Origin of the sequence: Burkholderia sp. Ed8, from assembly GCF_040761425.1 — a bacterium.
Taxonomy (GTDB): domain Bacteria; phylum Pseudomonadota; class Gammaproteobacteria; order Burkholderiales; family Burkholderiaceae; genus Burkholderia; species Burkholderia seminalis.
Genome location: NZ_CP142885.1, coordinates 2,784,134 through 2,801,527, shown reverse-complemented (window position 1 = coordinate 2,801,527; position 17,394 = coordinate 2,784,134). Strand labels below are relative to the sequence as shown.

Genomic DNA, 17,394 nt, shown 5'->3' with positions numbered 1-17,394 from the left:
CGATGAAACGGCAATGCAATGCAGCAATCCGGATCGGCGCGGCGCTCGCCGCGGCCGCGTGCCTGGTGACGACGCAGGGCGCACGGGCGGCCGACCCTCGGACGTGCGGCGACGTGAAGATGGCGGCGCCCGGCTGGACCGACATCGACGCGACGAACGCGATGGCGGGTGTCGTGCTGAAGGCGCTCGGCTACCGGCAGGAGGTAGCGAACCTGTCGGTGCCGATCACGTACCAGGGGCTGAAGAAAGGGCAGGTCGACGTGTTCCTCGGCAACTGGATGCCCGCGCAGGCGCCGCTCGTGAAGCCGTTCGTCGACGACAAGTCGATCGACGTGCTGCACGCGAACCTGAGCGGCGCGAAGTTCACGCTCGCGGTGCCCGACTACGTGGCGGCCGCCGGCGTGCATACGTTCGCCGATCTCGCGCGTCATGCGGACCGCTTCGGCGGCAAGATCTACGGGATCGAGCCCGGCGCGCCCGCGAACCAGAACATCAAGCGGATGCTCACCGACCACGCGCTCGGCCCGTCGAACTGGTCGCTCGTCGAATCGAGCGAGACGGGCATGCTCACGCAGGTCGAGCGGGCGGTGCGCGACAAGCGCTGGATCGTGTTCCTGGCCTGGGAGCCGCATCTGATGAACACGAAGTTCCATCTGACCTATCTGTCCGGCGGCGATGCGTACTTCGGCCCGAACTACGGCGGCGCGACGGTCAACACGGTCACGCGTGCCGGGTTCGCCGGCCAGTGCGCGAACCTCGCACGCCTGTTCCGGCAGATGACCTTCTCCGTCGACGTCGAGAACCGGATGATCGCCGACATGCTCGACAACAAGACGTCGCCCGCGCTCGCGGCGCAGCATGCGCTGAAGGCCGACCCGGCGCTGGTCGCCGGCTGGCTGGACGGCGTGACGACGGCGGCCGGCGCACCGGGCCTGCCGGCGGTGCGCGCGGCCCTCGACGGCCGCTGATTCCCTCCCGCCGGGCGGCCGTTTTCGCCGTGCCGCCCGTCTACGTGTTTTCCCGACCGGTCGCATCGTGACCATTTAGTGTCGCCTTCAGACGGGTGGCGAGAAATATGGGTTTGTATTTTTCGCCAATGGCTGCGTTATTGCGGAAAACGAAATGCCGAAGCCAGCTGGCGGTCTGAATTCGAATCCGCCGGCGCATCGCGGCACGCGCCGGGACGAGATTCTATCCATCGAACGGTTCAGGGAGGGTGGTCGACAATGAAGCACACGAAAGTTGCCGTAGCCGCCGCGCTTGCATGCGCGGCCTGCATTCCCGCCATCGGGCACGCGCAGAGCAGCGTGACGCTGTACGGGATTCTCGACGCGGGCATCACGTACGTGAACAACACGGGCGGCTCGCACGTCGTCAAGTTCGACGACGGCGTCGCGTACGGGAACCGCTTCGGGCTGAAGGGCACCGAAGACCTGGGCGGCGGCCTGAAAGCCGTGTTCACGCTCGAGAGCGGCTTCCGCCTCGGCAACGGTCAACTCGGCTTCGGCGGCGCCGAATTCGGCCGGCAGGCGTATGTCGGCCTGCAGAACGACTGGGGCACGCTGTCGTTCGGCAACCAGCTCGACATCACGAACGAACTCGTGTCGATCTACAACATCTCGGCGTGGGGCAGCGGCTATGCGATCCACCAGGGCGACTTCGACCGCTTCAACGGCGACCGCCTGCCGAACTCGGTGAAGTTCCTGTCGAACGACCTCAACGGCTTCAAGGTCGGCGCGATGTACTCGTTCGGCAACGTCGCGGGCAACTTCCATCGCAACAGCGCATGGAGCGCGGGCGCGAGCTTCACGAAGGGCGACTTCTCGATCGGCGCCGCGTACACGCGCCTGAACAACCCGAACGGTATCTACGCGTTCGACCCGTACGCGATGATCGGCACGCACACGTTCCTCGGCCAGCAGACCGTCACCGTCGACCCGGCGACCGGCGCGCGCACCGACCTGTTCGCGAACACGCCGATGGACGTCGACAGCCAGGGCACGTTCGGCATCGGCTCGAGCTACACGATCGGCAAGCTGACGCTCGACGCCAACTTCTCGTACACGACGATCAAGGGCTTCGGCCAGTCGTCGCACATGCAGGTGTATGAAGGCGGCGGCCTGTACCAGTTCACGCCGGCGCTCAGCCTGATCGCGGGCTACCAGCACACGCGCTTCGAAGGCCATCACTGGAACCAGGGCACGGCGGGCCTGCATTACCTGCTGTCGAAGCGCACCGACGTGTATATCTCCGGCGACTACCTGCGCGCGTCGCAGGGCGTCGATGCGGTGGTCGGCTACAGCTTCACGCCGTCGACGACGCAGACGCAGGCCGACGTGCGGATCGGGATGCGGCATTCGTTCTGAGCGGGGTGGAGCAGGGCAGCGACGTCTTCAGCGAGATCTCTCTTTGGCGCGAACCGAGGTTCGCGCTTTTTTTTTCATGGTGCGATTCGATGCGGCGTCGCGCGGCGCATGCCGGCCGCGCCTGCCTCGGCCGGGCGTGCGGCAGGGTTTCGGCGGTTGAAGCTATCATCGCGGTTTGGCCGCATCGCGTATCGGCGATCGCCGGCCTTCCTTCGATGACGTCTCGCCGATGACCGCCCCGTTACCCGACTCCAGTTCGCCGTCTCCGTTACCCGCCAACCTGTTCCGCCACGCGCCGTTCCAGCGTTTCTGGGGCACGCGCGTGATGTCTTCCCTGGCTTTCCAGATCCTGTCGGTTGCGATCGGCTGGTATGTCTACGCGCTCACGCACAGCGCGTTCGCGCTCGGCCTCGTCGGGCTCGCGCAGTTCGTGCCGATGTTCGCGCTGACGCTCGTCGTCGGGCAGGTGGCCGATCGCTACGACCGCCGGCGCATCGCGACGATCTGCCAGGGTGTCGAGGCGCTGGCCGCCGGCGTGTTCCTGCTCGGCGCCGTGCAAGGGTGGCTGGCCGCGCCGGCCGTGTATGCGCTCGCGGCGATCGTCGGCACGGCGCGCGCGTTCGAGTCGCCGTCGGTGTCGTCGCTGCTGCCGGCCGTCGTGCCGCGCACCGACCTGCCGCGCGCGACCGCGCTGTCGACGTCCGCGAACCAGGCCGCGCAGATCCTCGGGCCCGCGTTCGGGGGGCTCCTCTATGGCGTCGGTGCGCCCGTCGCGTTCGGGACGAGCGTCGCCGCATTCGCGATCGCGGCCATGCTGAGCAGCACGATTCCGTTGCGCGGCGCGCCGCCTGCCCGCGAGCCGGTCACGCTGCGCTCGGTGTTCTCGGGGATCGCGTTCATCCGGCGCGAGCCGGCGATCCTCGGCGCGCTGTCGCTCGACCTGTTCGCGGTGCTGTTCGGCGGCGCGACCGCGCTGCTGCCGATCTACGCGCGCGACATCCTGCAGGTTGGCCCGTGGGGGCTCGGCGCGCTGCGCGCGGCGCCGGCGGTCGGTGCGCTCGCGGGCACGCTGTGGCTCACGCGCTTTCCGCTGAAAGGGCGGCCGGGCCGCGCGATGTTCGGCGGCGTGATCGCGTTCGGCATCGCGACGATCGTGTTCGGGTTGTCGCGGCACTTCGCGCTGTCGCTCGTCGCGCTGGCCGCGCTCGGCGCGTCGGACGTGATCAGCGTCGTCGTGCGCCTGTCGCTCGTGCAGTTGCGCACGCCCGACGACATGCTCGGTCGCGTGAGCGCGGTCAACGCGCTGTTCATCGGCACGTCGAACCAGCTCGGCGAATTCGAATCGGGCGTGACGGCCGCGTGGTGGGGCGCGCCGACGGCGATCGTCGTCGGAGGCGCGGCGACGATCGCGGTTGCGCTCACGTGGATGCGGCTGTTCCCGCAGCTCACGAACATGAAATCGCTCGAGCGCGACGCGTGACGGGCGTCACGCGTCCTGCGTCACGCGCACGGCCGTGCCGTAGCAGATGACTTCCGTGACACCCGAGCCGATTTCGGTCGAGTCGTAGCGCATCGCGACGATCGCGTTCGCGCCGAGCTTGCGCGCGTCGGTCAGCATCTTGTCGAAGGCCTGCTGGCGCGCTTTCTCGCACAGCGACGTATAGAGCGTGATGTTGCCGCCGAAGATCGTCTGCAGCGACGCACCGAACGAGCCGACGATCGAGCGCGAGCGTACGACGATGCCCTGCACGACGCCGAGCGAACGAACGGTCGTGTGGCCGGGCAGGTCGAACGCGGTCGTGACGCGCGCGGGCGACAGATCGTCGACGGAGCGGGAAAAATCGGTCATGGCGGAGCACCGGGGTGCGGTAGTGGTCGAACGGCGATTCTATCCGGAAGGGCCCGCGGCATCGGAACGGGGGCGCGCGGCGCCACCCGTTCCGGCGTGACGGTGAACGGCCGCGCGCCGCGGATCGGTCAGGGCTTGGTCGTCGTTGCGGCGTTCCCGCCGAGATCGACCGCATAGGCCAGCGCCAGCTTGCCGAACTTCAGCGCGTGGTTCGCCTGCCGGTCCGAGTTCTCCAGCGTGTCGTTCACCGTGTGGATATACGGGCTGTCGTTCTGGTCGGCCTCGAACGGGAACGATGCCGGATAACCCTGCGCATTCCACGACGCGTGATCCGAGCACGCGTACCCGCACTGCGACGTGCCGATCGCGAGTTCCGGCAGGTAGGTCTTCGCCAGGTTCGTCAGGTAGGTGTTCTGCGCCGCGCTCGTGTAGTCGGTGATCAGGTAGATATCCTTCGGATCGCCCTTGTAGTTCGTCATGTCGAGCTGCAGCACGCCGACCACGTTCGCGTTCTGCGTGCGGAACTGCTTCGCGATCGCCTTCGAGCCGAGCAGGCCGGCTTCCTCGGCCGCATACCCGACGAACTTGATCGTCCGTTTCGGCCGGTAGTCGTTCGCGATCAGCACGCGCAGCGCTTCGGTGAGACTCGCGATGCCCGATGCATCGTCGTCCGCGCCGGGCGAGCGCGTGTTCTCCGTCGTGCGGCCGACCGTCGAATCGAGGTGGCCGCCGAGCACGATCGTGCCGGCGGCGGGATCGCTGCCGCGAATCGTCAGGATCACGGATTTCTGCGGAAAGCCGGTGTGCGCGAACTGCTCGACGGTGATGTCGGCGCGTGGGCCGGCCAGTTGTTTCCACTGCAGCGCGAGCCAGTCCGACGCGGCGACGCCGTGCGACGTCGTGTAGTAGCGGTTCGTGAAGCCGGACAGCGACGTGATCGTGCCGACGATGTTGCTGGCCTGCAATTGCTGGATCCAGGTACCGATCTGCGGCGCGTTCGACACCTTGTACACAGGCGCCGCCGCCTGTTTCGCGAGCGTCAAGGGCAGCGGCTGCAGTGCCTGCCGCGCGTCGTCGAACGAATCGTGCACGACGTAGCCGGGCCCGTGGCCGCGCGTATGGTGGACGGCATGGGCGAGGTCGCCGAGCCGTGAATCGTCGATCTCGACGACGTGAACGGTTTCGCGGCGCGCGGCGCCGTCGGCCGTCTTGCCGGCATCGACGGTCGTGCTGTATTGCACGGTGACGCTTGCATCGATGCGCCGAAGCTGGCGCAACGCGGTGTCGCCGAGCGTGATCCAGACGGGGGTCGCGTGCGCGGCGGCGGTCAGCAGCATGCCGCCCAGCGCGGCGCTCAGGCGGGTCGGTTTCAGAGTAGGCATGTTCGATCTCGTGAGGATGGCGATGTCGATGTCGATGAAGGGAGCGCGCCGCAGGTCGTGCGCCGCACTCCCGCCTGCTGCGGAATTACGACTTCTGCGGGACGGTCACGCCGTACGTGCAGCTCTTGTTGTACGCGTTGCCGATCGCGGCGAGCTGCGCGTTGCTGTAGCCGAGCGCGGATGCGGCCGTCAGCACGGCCTGCGCGGCGGCCTTCTGGTTGGTCGAGCTGTTGGTCATCGACAGCCCCTTCAGGAACGCCTTGTCCATCGCCTGCGCGCCGATCGCGTCGCGCGCGACGAGGTTGCACGACGCCCAGTACTGGCCGGCCGTATGGATCTCCGCGCCGCGTGCCTGCGCATAGGTGCGCCCGACGTTCCAGTTGGTCACGCGGCCGCCCCAGTATTCGTTGTGGCCGTCCCAGTTGTAGACCCAGTGGTACTGCGCGTCCGACGGGCTCCACTGGTTGAAGTCGCGGCTGTACGCGGCGGCGAGATAGTCGCCGGTGCCTTCGGACAAGCCTTCCTGTTGCGACAGGCCGCCGTTCGTCACCCAGTCGTGGATGCCGTGGCCGAGTTCGTGGATCACGACGTCCGCATCTTCCGCGTCGTCGACGCCGCCCTGACCGAAGGTCAGCCGGCCGCTGCTCGACGAGTACGACGAGTTGTCGTCGCCCGATTCGCCGTGCGGGTCGTACTGCACGCCGCCGGTGTACTGGTACGGGAGCGCCTTGATGCCGAGCGTCTGGTTCACGTAACGCAGGAACGTGTCGATGTGGTAGTACGCGTTCACGGCCTCGAAGTACAGGTTGCCGCGCGTGAACTCGAACGTGGGCGTCGATTGCGACGGGCATGCCTTGTCGAGCGGCGCATCGAAATCGATGCACGCCGCGTACGGGCCCGTCAGCGTGTAGCGCGAACCCGACTGCGCGAGATCCTTCAGCGTCACGCGCACGCGCGCGGCCGTGAGCTGCGTCGAATCGGCGTCGTTGTTGTCCTTGTAGCCCGTGCTGCCGTAGCTGCTCTTCGTCGGCGACAGCGGATCGGGCCGGAACACGAAGCCGGTGCCGTCGGTCGCGTAGAACGCCTTGTCCTCGGCGCGCAGCACTTCGCCGCTGCCCGAATCGATCAGCAATTCCCAGTCGCCCTTCGGCCCGTCCTGCGGGCGGCCGCGCACCTTCCACGCGGTGTGCGTGCCGGCCTGGTCGACGAACGCGACGAGCCGCGCGTCGAGATGCGTGAAGCCGCTCACGCCGAGATACGCACGGGCGCGGTCGAGCGCCTGCTGCTGGTCGACGGCCTGCGACTTGCGCGTCGTCGCGACCACGCCGTTGATCGTGTTGCTCGCGACGTACAGGATGCGGCCGTCCTTCGCGACCGTCACGGCGATGTCGCTGCCGTACACGGGCAGTCCGGCGGCCTGCTGCTGCAGGCGTACGACGGTGAAGTCGGCGTCGTTGCGCTCGGACGTGACGACGAGGCTCGCGAGCGCGGTCGCGTCGAGCCCGAGTTGCGCCGCCTGCGATGCGACGAAGTCGCGTGCGGTCGCGGCGGGCGTTGCGGCGGCCTTCCTGGCGCGATAGGCCGGGTTGTACAGCGTGACGGCGACGCCGTCCGCGCGGAACTGCCCGCCGGCCGTATCGGATTTCGCGGCCGGCGGCGCGACGCCGCGCGTCAGGCTTTCGCGCAGGCTCGCGGCCTGCGGGTTCGACACCTTCGTATCGGCCAGGGTGCCGCCGACGATGCCGAAGCCGAGCGCAAGACCCAGGGCGAGCGGCAATGCGTTGCGTGATGTCTGCATACGTGATCCTCATCTCAACGGTTGGACACGCCCGCGCGCTCGTGGCGCGCAGGCACGACACGGCCCGCGCGCCGGTTCGATGGAACCGGTGCGGCGAAGCGGTGTTGGGAGTGTCGACTGACTAAGGAAACCTAAATGTCAGGTCGAAAAGAAACAGGCGGAAGAGGCGATGGAGAAGCGAACGGCAGGCAGGTGCGGCGACGGCGAATCGAGCATCGTCATGTCTTACCCCTCGGATCGATATTGATATCGGTGGCGGCCCGTGCGGGACGAGATGCGTCGCGCACGTCGCGCGCCTCGTTAGGCTGCCTATCTAATTGCGAGGTATGTTACAGAATATTTTCAGCGACATTCCAAATTATTTTCGATGATCGCCTCGGTTGGCCGATCAATCGCCGGCATTGTTCAGCGAACGGCGGGAAACGCTGCCGGAACGCGTAATACCGCGCCGGATTGTGATTAAAAGCCGCGACGATCAGCGCGTCGCGCGGCGATCGCTGCGCGGGCTGACTCCGAACCGTGCGCGATACGTGCGCGAGAAATGCGACGGCGATTCGAACCCGCAGGCGACGCACACCGACGTGATGCTCATGTCGGTCTGCTGCAGCAGTTCGCGCGCGCGATCGAGGCGCAGGTTCAGATAGAAGTGCGTCGGCGTGTCGTTCAAGGTCGCGCTGAACAGCCGTTCGAGCTGGCGCCGCGTGATCGACACATCCTGCGCGAGCGCGTCGGAGCCGAGCGGGTTCTCCATGTGCTGCTGCATCGTGCCGATGACCTGGATCAGCTTGCGGTTGTGCACGCCGTAGCGTGCGGCGATCTCGAGCCGCTGGCTGTCCGAGCGCTGCCGGATGCGGCTGACGACGAACTGCTCGGAGATCGCCGCCGCGAGGTCGGCGCCATGCCGGCGGCCGATCAGGTCGAGCATCATGTCGATCGACGCGGTGCCGCCCGCGCACGTGATGCGCCGGTCGTCGATCTCGAACAGTTCCTGCGTCGCATTCAGGCCCGGATAGCGCTCGCGGAATGCGGCGAGCGCTTCCCAGTGCAGCGTGAGCGGTTGCGACGCGTCGAACAGCCCGGCTTCCGCGAGCACGAAGCTGCCCGTATCGATGCCGCCGAGCGTCGCACCGTGGCGGTGCTGGCGGCGCAGCCAGTCGCCGAGCGCGCGCGTGTAGCACACGAGCGGATCGAAGCCCGCGACGACGAACACCGTGTCGACCTGCTCGACGTCCGCGCACGCGGCTTCGGCCGCGACCGGAATGCCGTTGCTCGCGGCGACGGGCGCGCCGTCGGCGCTGATCACGTGCCAGCGATAGAGTTCGGTGCGAAAGCGGTTCGCGACGCGCAGCGGTTCGACCGCCGACATGAAGCCGAGCGCGGAGAAACCGGGCAGCAACAGGAAGTGAAAATCCTCGGGCATCGGGGCAGGGGATCGAATCCGGTGGTCGTCTCGCGTCGCACGGGGAGGCGATCGGGCGGGCCTGCGTCGCGCCGGTTCGCTCGCGCCGAACGGTCAGCGGGAGATTATCGCGGGTTTTGCGCGCGTCAGCGCGTTTTTGTGCCGCGCATGGAACGGCGCGCGGTGGTCGACGGCAGTTCGCCGAATTGCGCCTTGTACGCGTTCGCGAAATGACCGAGATGGATGAAGCCCCAGCGCGCGGCGGCATCGCTGATCGGCACCTCGGCCTGCCGCGTGTCGAGCAGCATCCGTCGCACCTGCGACAGGCGCAGCGAGCGCACATAGTGCAACGGGCTCGTCTGGACGACCGACTGGAAGCTGTTCTGCATCGTGCGCCGGCTCACGCGCAACTGCGCGCACAGGCTCAGCACGTCGACCGGCGCTTCGGGGTGCCCGATCACGTAGTCGTGCACGCGGCGCACGATGTCGGCGCGGCATGCATGCGTGAGCCGGTTCGACGGCTCGGGCATCCGGTACGTGAGCAGATCGACGAGCACGTTGCCGACTTCGCCGCGCAGCTCGCGCTGCACGCGTGCGTCGGCGTATGTCTCGGGGGAGGACAGCACGCGTTCGAGCTGCGTCGCGATCTGCACGCTCGCGCGCATCAGCACCGCCGTCGGCATGTCGACGACGCCGCGCCGCAGCGTCGCTTCGTCGAGGCGCACATCGGCGGCATCCTCGACCTGCTGCAGCAGGTCGGCATCGGCGACGACGCCGATCAGCGACATGTCGTCGGGCGAATGCAGTTCGAACGGGACGCCGCCGCGTGCCACCACCATCGTGCCGCGTTCGATCCGTGCGCCGCCGAACGCGAACGCGCCGGCGCCGGTGAGCGGCATGCCGAACACCGTATCGCCGGGCGGCAGCCGGCCGCGCTGGATGATGCGCACGTTCGCGGCTTCCTGGAACAGCTGCAGGCCGTCGAGCATCGCATGCTTGACCGCGCTGCGGTACGAACCCGGGCCGATCTGGTCGTAGCGCTGGTTCCAGCCGCGCAGCGCCTCGGCATGCCGGTCCGCGTCGTCGAACATCTCGTGAAACACGAACACAGCGCCTCCGGGGGTGTCGAGCAGGACCGCGAAAGATTAAACCGGCCGAGCGGTCGGCGCAATAAGGGGGAGCGCGATTCCGCGCGCATTCTTCAGAGGGTCGGAAGGCGTCCCGCCGCCGAGGCTTTCACGCGCATTTCCAATATCCCGAATCGGCACGCACGCGTTGCCGGTCCGGGTGCTGACCGGATTTATTGTCGAACTACAGTCGCCCCACATTACGTGAATCCCCAACTGGAGGCGACATGAGGACAAGGCGACGAAGCGCGGCGCTCGCGGCGACGCTGGCGTGCGCGGCGGCGTGGGCCGGCAGCGCGAACGCGACGGAACAGCCCGAGGAGCTGGTCGTGCAGAAGATGCCGCCATGGCATCCGCACGAGGTCTATATCGTCGACATCTCGATGCCGTCGATGACCGACGGGCGCATCTACGTGTACGACGCCGATGCGAAGAGGCTGCTCGGCCAGATCGACGGCGGCTTCGGCCCCGGCCTCGCGATCTCGCCGGACCACAAGACGAGCTTCGTCGCGACGACCTACTTCTCGCGTGGCTCGCACGGCACGCGCACCGACGTCGTCGAGATGACCGACAACACGACGCTCGATCACGCGGGCGAGATCGTGATTCCGGCCAAGCATGCGCAGCATGTGCCGTCGCCGTACAACACCGCGTTCAGCGCCGACGGCAAGCGGCTGTACGTCGCGAACATCACGCCGGCCGCGTCGGTGACGGTGATCGACGCCGTCACGAAGAAGGTGCTGTCGGAGATCGACACGGCCGCCTGCGTGCTCGCGTATCCGTCGGGCAACGACCGCTTCACCGCGCTGTGCGAGAGCGGCAAGGCGCTGAGCGTCACGCTCGACGCGAACGGCAAGGAAACGAAGCGCACGATGTCGGACGCGTTCATCGACGTCGACAAGGATCCGGCCTTCGTGAACGCGTCGCGGTACAACGGCGGCTATCTGTTCACGACATACGGCGGCAACGTGCGCAGCGCGGATTTCGGCGGCGACCAGCCGGCGTTCGGCAAGCCGTGGCCGTTGCTGACGGACGCCGAGCGTACCGAAGGCTGGCGCCCCGGCGGCATGCAGCAGACGGCCGTGCAGGCGAGGCAGAACCGCTACTACGTGCTGATGCACAAGGGCGCCGACGGCTCGCACAAGGATCCCGGCACGCAGGTGTGGGTGTACGACCTGAAATCGAAGCAGCGTGTCGCGCGCTGGGATCTCGCGCAGCAGAAGGTCGACCCGCTCGTGTCGATCCAGGTCAGCGAGGACGACAAGCCGCTGTTCTACGGGCTGACGGCGACGTCCGACCTCGTCGTGATGGATGCGCGCACCGGCAAGCTGCAGCACGTCGAGAAGCAGATCGGCAATACGTCGTCGCTGCTCGTCAACCCGTGAGGCCGCGATGACCCTCGATCCCGTACTCGCCACCAGCGCGCAAGCCGGCGCGGCCGTCGTCGTGCTGCTCGGCGCCTTCGCGAAGATGCGCCGGCCCGCCGCGTTCCGTCGGGCGCTCGCCGGCTACCGGCTGTTGCCCGATACGCTGACCGCGCCCGTCGCGTTCGCGATTCCGCTCGCGGAAGCGATCGGCGCTGCGGCGCTGCTGTTTCCCGATACGCGCATGGCCGGTGCGCTCGGCCTGATCGCGCTGCTGCTGGCCTTCGCGGCCGGGCTCGCGATCAACCTGCTGCGCGGCCATACCGACATCGACTGCGGCTGTTCCGGCTTCACCGCCGCGCGCGCGGACGCGCCGCGCGGCATCGGCTGGCTGCATGTCGGCCGCGTGCTGCTGCTCGCCGCGCTGGCCGCGACCGCGTTCGTCGAACCGGGCACGCGCGCCGTCGTGTGGTTCGACTACCTGACGCTGTTCTTCTCCGCGCTGCTGATCGTCTGCGCGCTGCTCACCGTCGACGTGCTGCTCGCCAACGTCCCGCGCCTTGTCCACTTGAGGAATTCATGATGCAAACCGCTCTCACCGTTTCCACCGCCCTGCTGTGGGTGGCCGTCCTCGCGCTCGGCGCGATCTGCCTCGCGCTGGTGCGCCAGATCGGCATCCTGTACGAACGCATCATGCCGGCCGGCGCGCTGATGATCGACAAGGGGCCGGCGGTCGGCGCGATCGCGCCGACATTCGAACTGACCGACATTCGCGGCGCGCAGGTGAAGGTCGGCGGCTTCGATGCGGCCGGCAAGGCGACGCTGCTGTTCTTCCTGTCGCCGACGTGCCCGGTCTGCAAGAAGCTGCTGCCGCTGCTGCCGTCGCTGCAGGCAAGCGAAGCGACGCCGGTGAACATCGTGCTCGCGAGCGACGGCGACGTCGACGAACACGCGCGCTTCGCGCGCAAGCACGACCTCGGACGCTTCCCGTACGTGCTGTCGCAGGAACTCGGACTCGCCTACCAGATCGGCAAGCTGCCGTACGCGGTGCTGCTCGACGAAACCGGCACGGTGCGCGCGAAGGGGCTCGTCAACACACGCGAGCATCTCGAGAGCCTGTTCGAGGCGAAAGAGCGCGGCGTCGCGTCGCTGCAGGCGTTCGTGCACGGCGATCACAGCCACGACGCGCATGCGCAGCACGCATGACCGGCCGACCCACTTACAACGTCATGGGAGAACAACGACATGGCCCTGTTTGATTCATGGTTCGAGCGGTCGGCGCGCGGCGTCGCGCAGCACAGTTCGCGGCGCAGCGCGATGGCGAAGCTCGGCAAGGTGCTGGTGGGATCGGCGCTGCTGCCGTTGCTGCCGGTCGACCGCACCGCGTACGCGGCCGATGCGGCATCGGGCGCGTCAGGCGCCGCCGCGTGGGCGAGCGACGACCCGATGAGCTGCGACTACTGGAAATACTGCGCGATCGACGGCTGGCTCTGCAGTTGCTGCGGCGGCACGTCGAGCAGCTGCCCGCCCGGCACGACGCCTTCGCCGATCACGTGGATCGGCACCTGTCGCAACCCGCACGACGGTTCGGACTACATCGTGTCGTACAACGACTGCTGCGGCAAGACGTCGTGCGGCAAGTGCTTCTGCAACCGCAACGAGCGCGAGAAGCCGCTGTACAAGCTGTCGCTGAACAACGACATCAACTGGTGCATGGCGAATGGCAATTCGAATTACCACTGTTCGGTTTCGGTTCTGCTGGGAGCGGCAAAACAATGAACGTGATGCAGGCAGGAAAGATCGTCTTGACATGCATGACCGCGATGGCGGCCTTCGCGCTGCCGGGTGCGGCCGGCGCGCAGGAAGCCGTGCATGACCCGGCCGGGAAAAGCCTGTTCGATGCCCAGTGCGCGGTGTGCCACCAGGCCGGCGGGAAAGGGCAGGACGGCCTCGCGCCGCCGCTGACCGAGTATCCGGGCAAGTACGCGGCGGCCGAGCCGGGGCGTGCGCAACTGATCGCGACGCTGCTGCACGGGATGTTCGGCGAGATCACGGTGCACGACAAGCGCTACAACTTCAAGATGCCGTCGTTCGCAAGCGCGAGCGACGACGACATCGCGCACCTGCTCAACTACGTCGTGTTCGACCTCAACGCGCAGCACGGCGACGCGAAGCCGTTCACGGCGGCGGATATCCGCGCGGCGCGGGCGAAGCAGATGGACGGCACGGCCGTGCATGCGCAACGCGCGGTGGTGATCAAGGGGCTCGGCCTGTGAACGGCGCCGACGCGTCCCGCGCGCACGCCGGTGCCCCGGGAAGGCGGGGCGCGTCGGCGCGGCTCGGCGGGGTATCGCGTCGCCTGTCGTCGTGGCTGCTGCTGGCGGGTGCCGTCGCGTCGGCGGTCGCACCGCCCGCGCATGCCGACGGCGCGGCCGACGCGACGCTCGCGCGACAGCACTGGGTGCTCAACTGCATGGGCTGCCATACGGCGACGGGCGGCGGCATTCCCGGCAAGGTGCCGCCACTCGCGAATTCGCTCGGCTATTTCACGCATCTGCCGGCCGGGCGCGAGTACGTGATGCGCGTGCCCGGCGCCTCGAATTCGGCGCTGTCGGACCAGGATCTGGCCGACGTGCTCAACTGGGTGCTCGTGACGATGAACCGCGATGCGCTGCCGCGCGACTTCCGGCCCTATACGGCCGCCGAAGTCGCCGCACATCGCCGCCCCGCCTTCGCCGACGTCGCGACCGTGCGCACCGGACTGGTCCGTGCGTTGCAGGCGCGCGGGATCGACGGCGTCACGGACCGTTACTGACCGGCTCATTCGACGAATCAAGGAAACGTGGACATGGAGACGAACGAAACCTTTGCGTTGCTCGACGCGACGCGCGCATTTCTCGCGAAGCCGAAGAAGATGCTGATCGGCGCGGAGTGGCGCGATGCCGCGTCGGGCCGCCAGCTCGATGTCGTGAACCCGGCCGATGGCACCGTGATCGCGCGCGTGCCCGCAGCGGACGAGCGCGACGTGCAGCAGGCGGTGGCCGCCGCGCGGCGCGCATTCGATGCGGGCCCGTGGCGCACCGCGAAGACCACCGACCGCGAGCGCCTGCTGCTCGTGCTCGCCGACCTGATCGAAGCGAACGCGCGCGAGCTTGCCGAGATCGAGTCGCTCGACAACGGCAAGCCGGTCACGGTCGCGCAGGGGCTCGATGTCGCGATGGCCGCGCAGTGCTTCCGCTACATGGCCGGCTGGGCGACGAAGATCGAAGGCAGCGTGATCGACGCCGGCATGCCGTACCTGCCGGACAGCGAGATCTTTACCTATACGCGCAAGGAGCCCGTCGGCGTGGTCGGCGCGATCATCCCGTGGAATTTCCCGCTGCTGATGGCGGCGTGGAAGATTGCGCCGGCACTCGCGACCGGTTGCACGGTCGTGCTGAAGCCCGCCGAAGACACGCCGCTGAGCGCGCTGCGACTGGGCGAACTGATCCAGGCGGCCGGGTTCCCGGACGGCGTCGTCAATCTCGTCACGGGCGACGGCCGCACGGCCGGCGCGGCATTGTCGCGCGATCCGCGCATCGACAAGATCGCATTCACGGGTTCGACGCAGACGGGCAAGACGATCGGCCACGCGGCGCTCGACAACATGACGCGGATGTCGCTCGAACTCGGCGGCAAGTCGCCGGTGATCGTGCTGCCCGACGTCGATCTCGACAAGGCCGCGCTGGGCGTCGCGAACGCGATCTTCTTCAACCAGGGGCAGGTGTGCACGGCCGGTTCGCGTGCGTATATCCACTCGAAGGTGTTCGACGGCGTGATCGAGCGCGTCGCGCAGATCGCCGCGAGCCTGAAGATCGGCCCGGGGATGGACCCGTCGACGCAGATCGGCCCGCTCGTCTCCGCGAAGCAGCGCGAACGCGTGTGCGGTTACATCGATTCGGGGTTCGGCGAAGGGGCGCGCGCGGCGGCGGGCGGCCGCGCGATCGACGGCCCCGGCTTCTTCGTCGAACCGACCGTGCTGGTCGATGCGACGCAGGCGATGCGCGTCGTGCGCGAGGAGATCTTCGGGCCGGTGCTCGTCGCGATGCCGTTCGACGATCCCGATACGGCCGTGCAACTCGCGAACGACACGCCGTACGGCCTCGGCGCGAGCATCTGGTCGAACGATCTGTCGGCGATCCACAAGCTGATCCCGCGTATCGCGGCCGGCACGGTGTGGGTCAACTGCCATTCGCTGCTCGACAACGCATTGCCGTTCGGCGGGATGAAGCAGTCGGGCTTCGGCCGCGAACTCGGCCGCGCCGTGATCGACCAGTACACGGAAAGCAAGTCGGTGATGATGAACTACGCGTGAGCGTCGTAACGTGCGCGTGCGTGGCCGGCGGGTCGGCACGCACGCGCGCGCCGACGGCCTTGCGTTCACGCGCGGATCAGCACGACCCCGAGGATCAGGCACGCCGCGCCGGCCATGCGGACCGGGCTGGCCGAATGCCGTTCGATGCTGAGCACGCCGAAGTGGTCGAACACGAGCGCGCCCGTCATCTGCCCGACGACGATCAGCGCGAGCGTCGTGGCCGCGCCCAGTCGCGGCACCATCAATATCGCGATGCCGACGAATAGCGCGCCGAAGAATCCGCCGGTCCAGCTGAACCACGTGCCGGCGCCGGGGAAGGGGCCGCTCAGGCGCGGATGCGGCGACAGCAGCGCGACGGCCAGCATCGCGGCCAGGCCGACAAGGTAGCTGACCGACCCGGCCCACCACGGCGAGCCGAGCTGCGCGCGGAGGTTCGCGTTGAGCACTTGCTGCAACGCGACGCTGATGCCGGCCGCCACGACCAGCAGATAGGACAGGAGGGTAGTCACGTCGATGAACGCTCCGTATCAACGGCCGGAATGGGGATGCCGGCACGGAAGGCTTTCATTCTGCGGAGCGCGCCGGTATAACACAAATATCGAATTCGGCGCGTATCCATCTTGTTTCGGCATGCCATCACTCCGGCAAATCCAGTATTTCCTGACCGTGGCCGATCTCGGCGGCTTCACGCCGGCCGCGGGCGCGCTCCATGTCGCGCAGTCGGCGCTCAGCCGGCAGATCGGGCAGCTCGAGGAGGAACTCGGTTTCCTGCTGTTCGACCGGGAGCCGAGAGGCGTGCGGCTCACGCCCGCCGGCGCGATCTATCGTGAACGCGTGGCATCGATCCCGGCCGCGCTGACGGCCGCGGCCGAAGAGGGTTCGCAGCTGTCGCGCGGAGCGGCCGGCGTGCTGCGGCTTCTGCATTCCAGCACCGTTCCCGTCAGCAGCCTGATGCCCGATCTCGAGCGTTTCATGAGCGATTGCCCGGGCGCGCGCATCGATCTCGATCGCGCGTCGTCCGAGGATCAGGTATCGGAAATCGCGAGCGGCCATGCCGACATCGGGATCGTCCGCTTGCCGGTGCTGCGGCGCGACGCGCGTGTGCGCTTCGTCGAATGGGCCGCGGAACGCCTGTGCGTGGCGGTGCCCGCCGATCATCCGCTCGCGGGCCGCAAGCGCGTCGCGATCTCGCGGTTGCGGCGCGAGCCGTTCGTGTCGGCGGTGTATCGGGAGCGAGGCGGGCTCGCGCGCGTCGTGATCGATCTGTGCCTGAAGCGGGGCTTCGTGCCGGCCGCGGCGCGGATCGTATCGCCGAAGACGTCGATGCTGAATCTCGTCGCGGCGGGGCACGGCGTGGCGATCGTGCCGGAGCGGATGGCGAGTCTCGGGATCGACGGCGTCGTGTTCGTGCCGATGTCGGACGAAGACGCGAGATCGGCGTGCGCGCTGCTGCTGCCGGTCGAGCCGACGGTGCTGGCGGCGGCGTTCGTGCGAGTGGTGACGGCCGGCTGAGCGCGGCACGTCGCCACCGTGACGGCCAGCGCGGGCTCAGACGCGGTATCCCGATTCACGCATCAACCGGCGCGAGGCATCACTGCGCGGGCCTTCCGCGTCGAGCCGCGCGCGCAGCCGCGTGTCGGCCTTGACGAGCACGGCGCGGTGCATGACCGCAACGATGGCGAAAGCGGCCACGACGAAAAGAGCGGTAAGGATCATGGGGTTCCTGAGTGGCCGGACACGCTGACGGCACCAGCA

General features: G+C 68.0%; 18 protein-coding genes. 11 read left to right on the top strand and 7 right to left on the bottom strand.

What is annotated here, in order from left to right; translation table 11 throughout:
• Nucleotides 1-2: 2 nt before the first annotated feature.
• The 3 genes from choX (at nucleotide 3) to VXM69_RS12760 (ending at nucleotide 3,846) form a co-directional block, all read left to right on the top strand.
• On the top strand, nucleotides 3-968 hold the full coding sequence (gene choX, locus VXM69_RS12770; RefSeq protein WP_034186214.1) for a choline ABC transporter substrate-binding protein: 966 nt from the start codon (nucleotides 3-5) through the stop codon (nucleotides 966-968).
• Nucleotides 969-1,226: 258 nt separating this feature from the next.
• Nucleotides 1,227-2,366, top strand: coding sequence for a porin (locus VXM69_RS12765; protein WP_034186103.1), 1,140 nt, complete (start codon nucleotides 1,227-1,229; stop codon nucleotides 2,364-2,366).
• A gap of 229 nt (nucleotides 2,367-2,595) precedes the next feature.
• Entirely contained in the window at nucleotides 2,596-3,846 is a 1,251-nt protein-coding gene (locus VXM69_RS12760; protein WP_034186104.1) for an MFS transporter, read from the top strand.
• Nucleotides 3,847-3,852: 6 nt separating this feature from the next.
• Here the strand turns inward: VXM69_RS12760 and VXM69_RS12755 are convergent, their stop codons facing one another.
• The 5 genes from VXM69_RS12755 to VXM69_RS12735 all read right to left on the bottom strand — a co-directional run bounded on the left by VXM69_RS12755 (nucleotide 3,853) and on the right by VXM69_RS12735 (nucleotide 9,903).
• The gene (locus VXM69_RS12755) at nucleotides 3,853-4,215 is read right to left on the bottom strand and encodes a YbjQ family protein (RefSeq protein WP_034186105.1); all 363 of its coding nucleotides are present in this window, start codon (nucleotides 4,213-4,215) and stop codon (nucleotides 3,853-3,855) included.
• A gap of 128 nt (nucleotides 4,216-4,343) precedes the next feature.
• A complete protein-coding gene (locus tag VXM69_RS12750; protein ID WP_367188705.1) occupies nucleotides 4,344-5,597 on the bottom strand; it encodes a M20/M25/M40 family metallo-hydrolase in 1,254 nt (417 codons plus the stop codon).
• Between the two features lie 85 nt (nucleotides 5,598-5,682).
• Nucleotides 5,683-7,395 carry a M36 family metallopeptidase gene (locus tag VXM69_RS12745; protein WP_367188704.1) on the bottom strand — a complete coding sequence of 571 codons (1,713 nt, stop codon included), beginning with the start codon at nucleotides 7,393-7,395 and terminating at the stop codon, nucleotides 5,683-5,685.
• Nucleotides 7,396-7,870: 475 nt separating this feature from the next.
• Nucleotides 7,871-8,815, bottom strand: a complete 945-nt coding sequence (locus VXM69_RS12740) for a GlxA family transcriptional regulator (protein ID WP_034186108.1) — start codon at nucleotides 8,813-8,815, stop codon at nucleotides 7,871-7,873.
• A 125-nt stretch (nucleotides 8,816-8,940) separates the two neighbouring features.
• Nucleotides 8,941-9,903, bottom strand: a complete 963-nt coding sequence (locus tag VXM69_RS12735) for a helix-turn-helix domain-containing protein (RefSeq protein WP_034186109.1) — start codon at nucleotides 9,901-9,903, stop codon at nucleotides 8,941-8,943.
• Between the two features lie 245 nt (nucleotides 9,904-10,148).
• Between VXM69_RS12735 and VXM69_RS12730 the strand changes: the two genes are divergently transcribed.
• Genes VXM69_RS12730 through VXM69_RS12700 form a run of 7 tightly spaced genes read left to right on the top strand, consistent with a single transcriptional unit; the run spans nucleotide 10,149 to nucleotide 15,639 of the window.
• A complete protein-coding gene (locus tag VXM69_RS12730) occupies nucleotides 10,149-11,306 on the top strand; it encodes an amine dehydrogenase large subunit (RefSeq protein WP_059556896.1) in 1,158 nt (385 codons plus the stop codon).
• A 7-nt stretch (nucleotides 11,307-11,313) separates the two neighbouring features.
• Entirely contained in the window at nucleotides 11,314-11,868 is a 555-nt protein-coding gene (locus tag VXM69_RS12725; RefSeq protein ID WP_049029089.1) for a MauE/DoxX family redox-associated membrane protein, read from the top strand.
• Nucleotides 11,865-12,491, top strand: coding sequence for a methylamine dehydrogenase accessory protein MauD (mauD, locus tag VXM69_RS12720; protein WP_059556895.1), 627 nt, complete (start codon nucleotides 11,865-11,867; stop codon nucleotides 12,489-12,491). Before VXM69_RS12725 ends, mauD begins: the two co-directional genes overlap by 4 nt.
• Nucleotides 12,492-12,530: 39 nt before the next feature.
• Nucleotides 12,531-13,064 (top strand): methylamine dehydrogenase light chain, encoded by a 534-nt coding sequence (locus VXM69_RS12715; protein WP_367188703.1) that lies wholly within the window; start codon nucleotides 12,531-12,533, stop codon nucleotides 13,062-13,064.
• Nucleotides 13,061-13,561, top strand: a complete 501-nt coding sequence (locus VXM69_RS12710; protein ID WP_226227869.1) for a cytochrome c — start codon at nucleotides 13,061-13,063, stop codon at nucleotides 13,559-13,561. The genes VXM69_RS12715 and VXM69_RS12710 overlap by 4 nt, the downstream gene beginning before the upstream one ends.
• Nucleotides 13,558-14,100: a cytochrome c gene (locus VXM69_RS12705; RefSeq protein WP_367188702.1), complete on the top strand. Its 543-nt coding sequence runs from the start codon at nucleotides 13,558-13,560 to the stop codon at nucleotides 14,098-14,100. The genes VXM69_RS12710 and VXM69_RS12705 overlap by 4 nt, the downstream gene beginning before the upstream one ends.
• 33 nt (nucleotides 14,101-14,133) lie before the next feature.
• Complete coding sequence (locus VXM69_RS12700) at nucleotides 14,134-15,639, top strand: aldehyde dehydrogenase family protein (RefSeq protein ID WP_124607611.1); 1,506 nt, start codon at nucleotides 14,134-14,136, stop codon at nucleotides 15,637-15,639.
• Between the two features lie 65 nt (nucleotides 15,640-15,704).
• Here the strand turns inward: VXM69_RS12700 and VXM69_RS12695 are convergent, their stop codons facing one another.
• Complete coding sequence (locus tag VXM69_RS12695; protein ID WP_367188701.1) at nucleotides 15,705-16,148, bottom strand: DMT family transporter; 444 nt, start codon at nucleotides 16,146-16,148, stop codon at nucleotides 15,705-15,707.
• A 4-nt stretch (nucleotides 16,149-16,152) separates the two neighbouring features.
• On the opposite strand from VXM69_RS12695, the gene VXM69_RS12690 reads away from it, so the two are divergent.
• Nucleotides 16,153-17,151 carry a LysR family transcriptional regulator gene (locus VXM69_RS12690; protein WP_367188700.1) on the top strand — a complete coding sequence of 333 codons (999 nt, stop codon included), beginning with the start codon at nucleotides 16,153-16,155 and terminating at the stop codon, nucleotides 17,149-17,151.
• 36 nt (nucleotides 17,152-17,187) lie between these two features.
• Here the strand turns inward: VXM69_RS12690 and VXM69_RS12685 are convergent, their stop codons facing one another.
• Nucleotides 17,188-17,355: a hypothetical protein gene (locus VXM69_RS12685; RefSeq protein WP_367188699.1), complete on the bottom strand. Its 168-nt coding sequence runs from the start codon at nucleotides 17,353-17,355 to the stop codon at nucleotides 17,188-17,190.
• Between the last annotated feature and the right edge of the window lie 39 nt (nucleotides 17,356-17,394).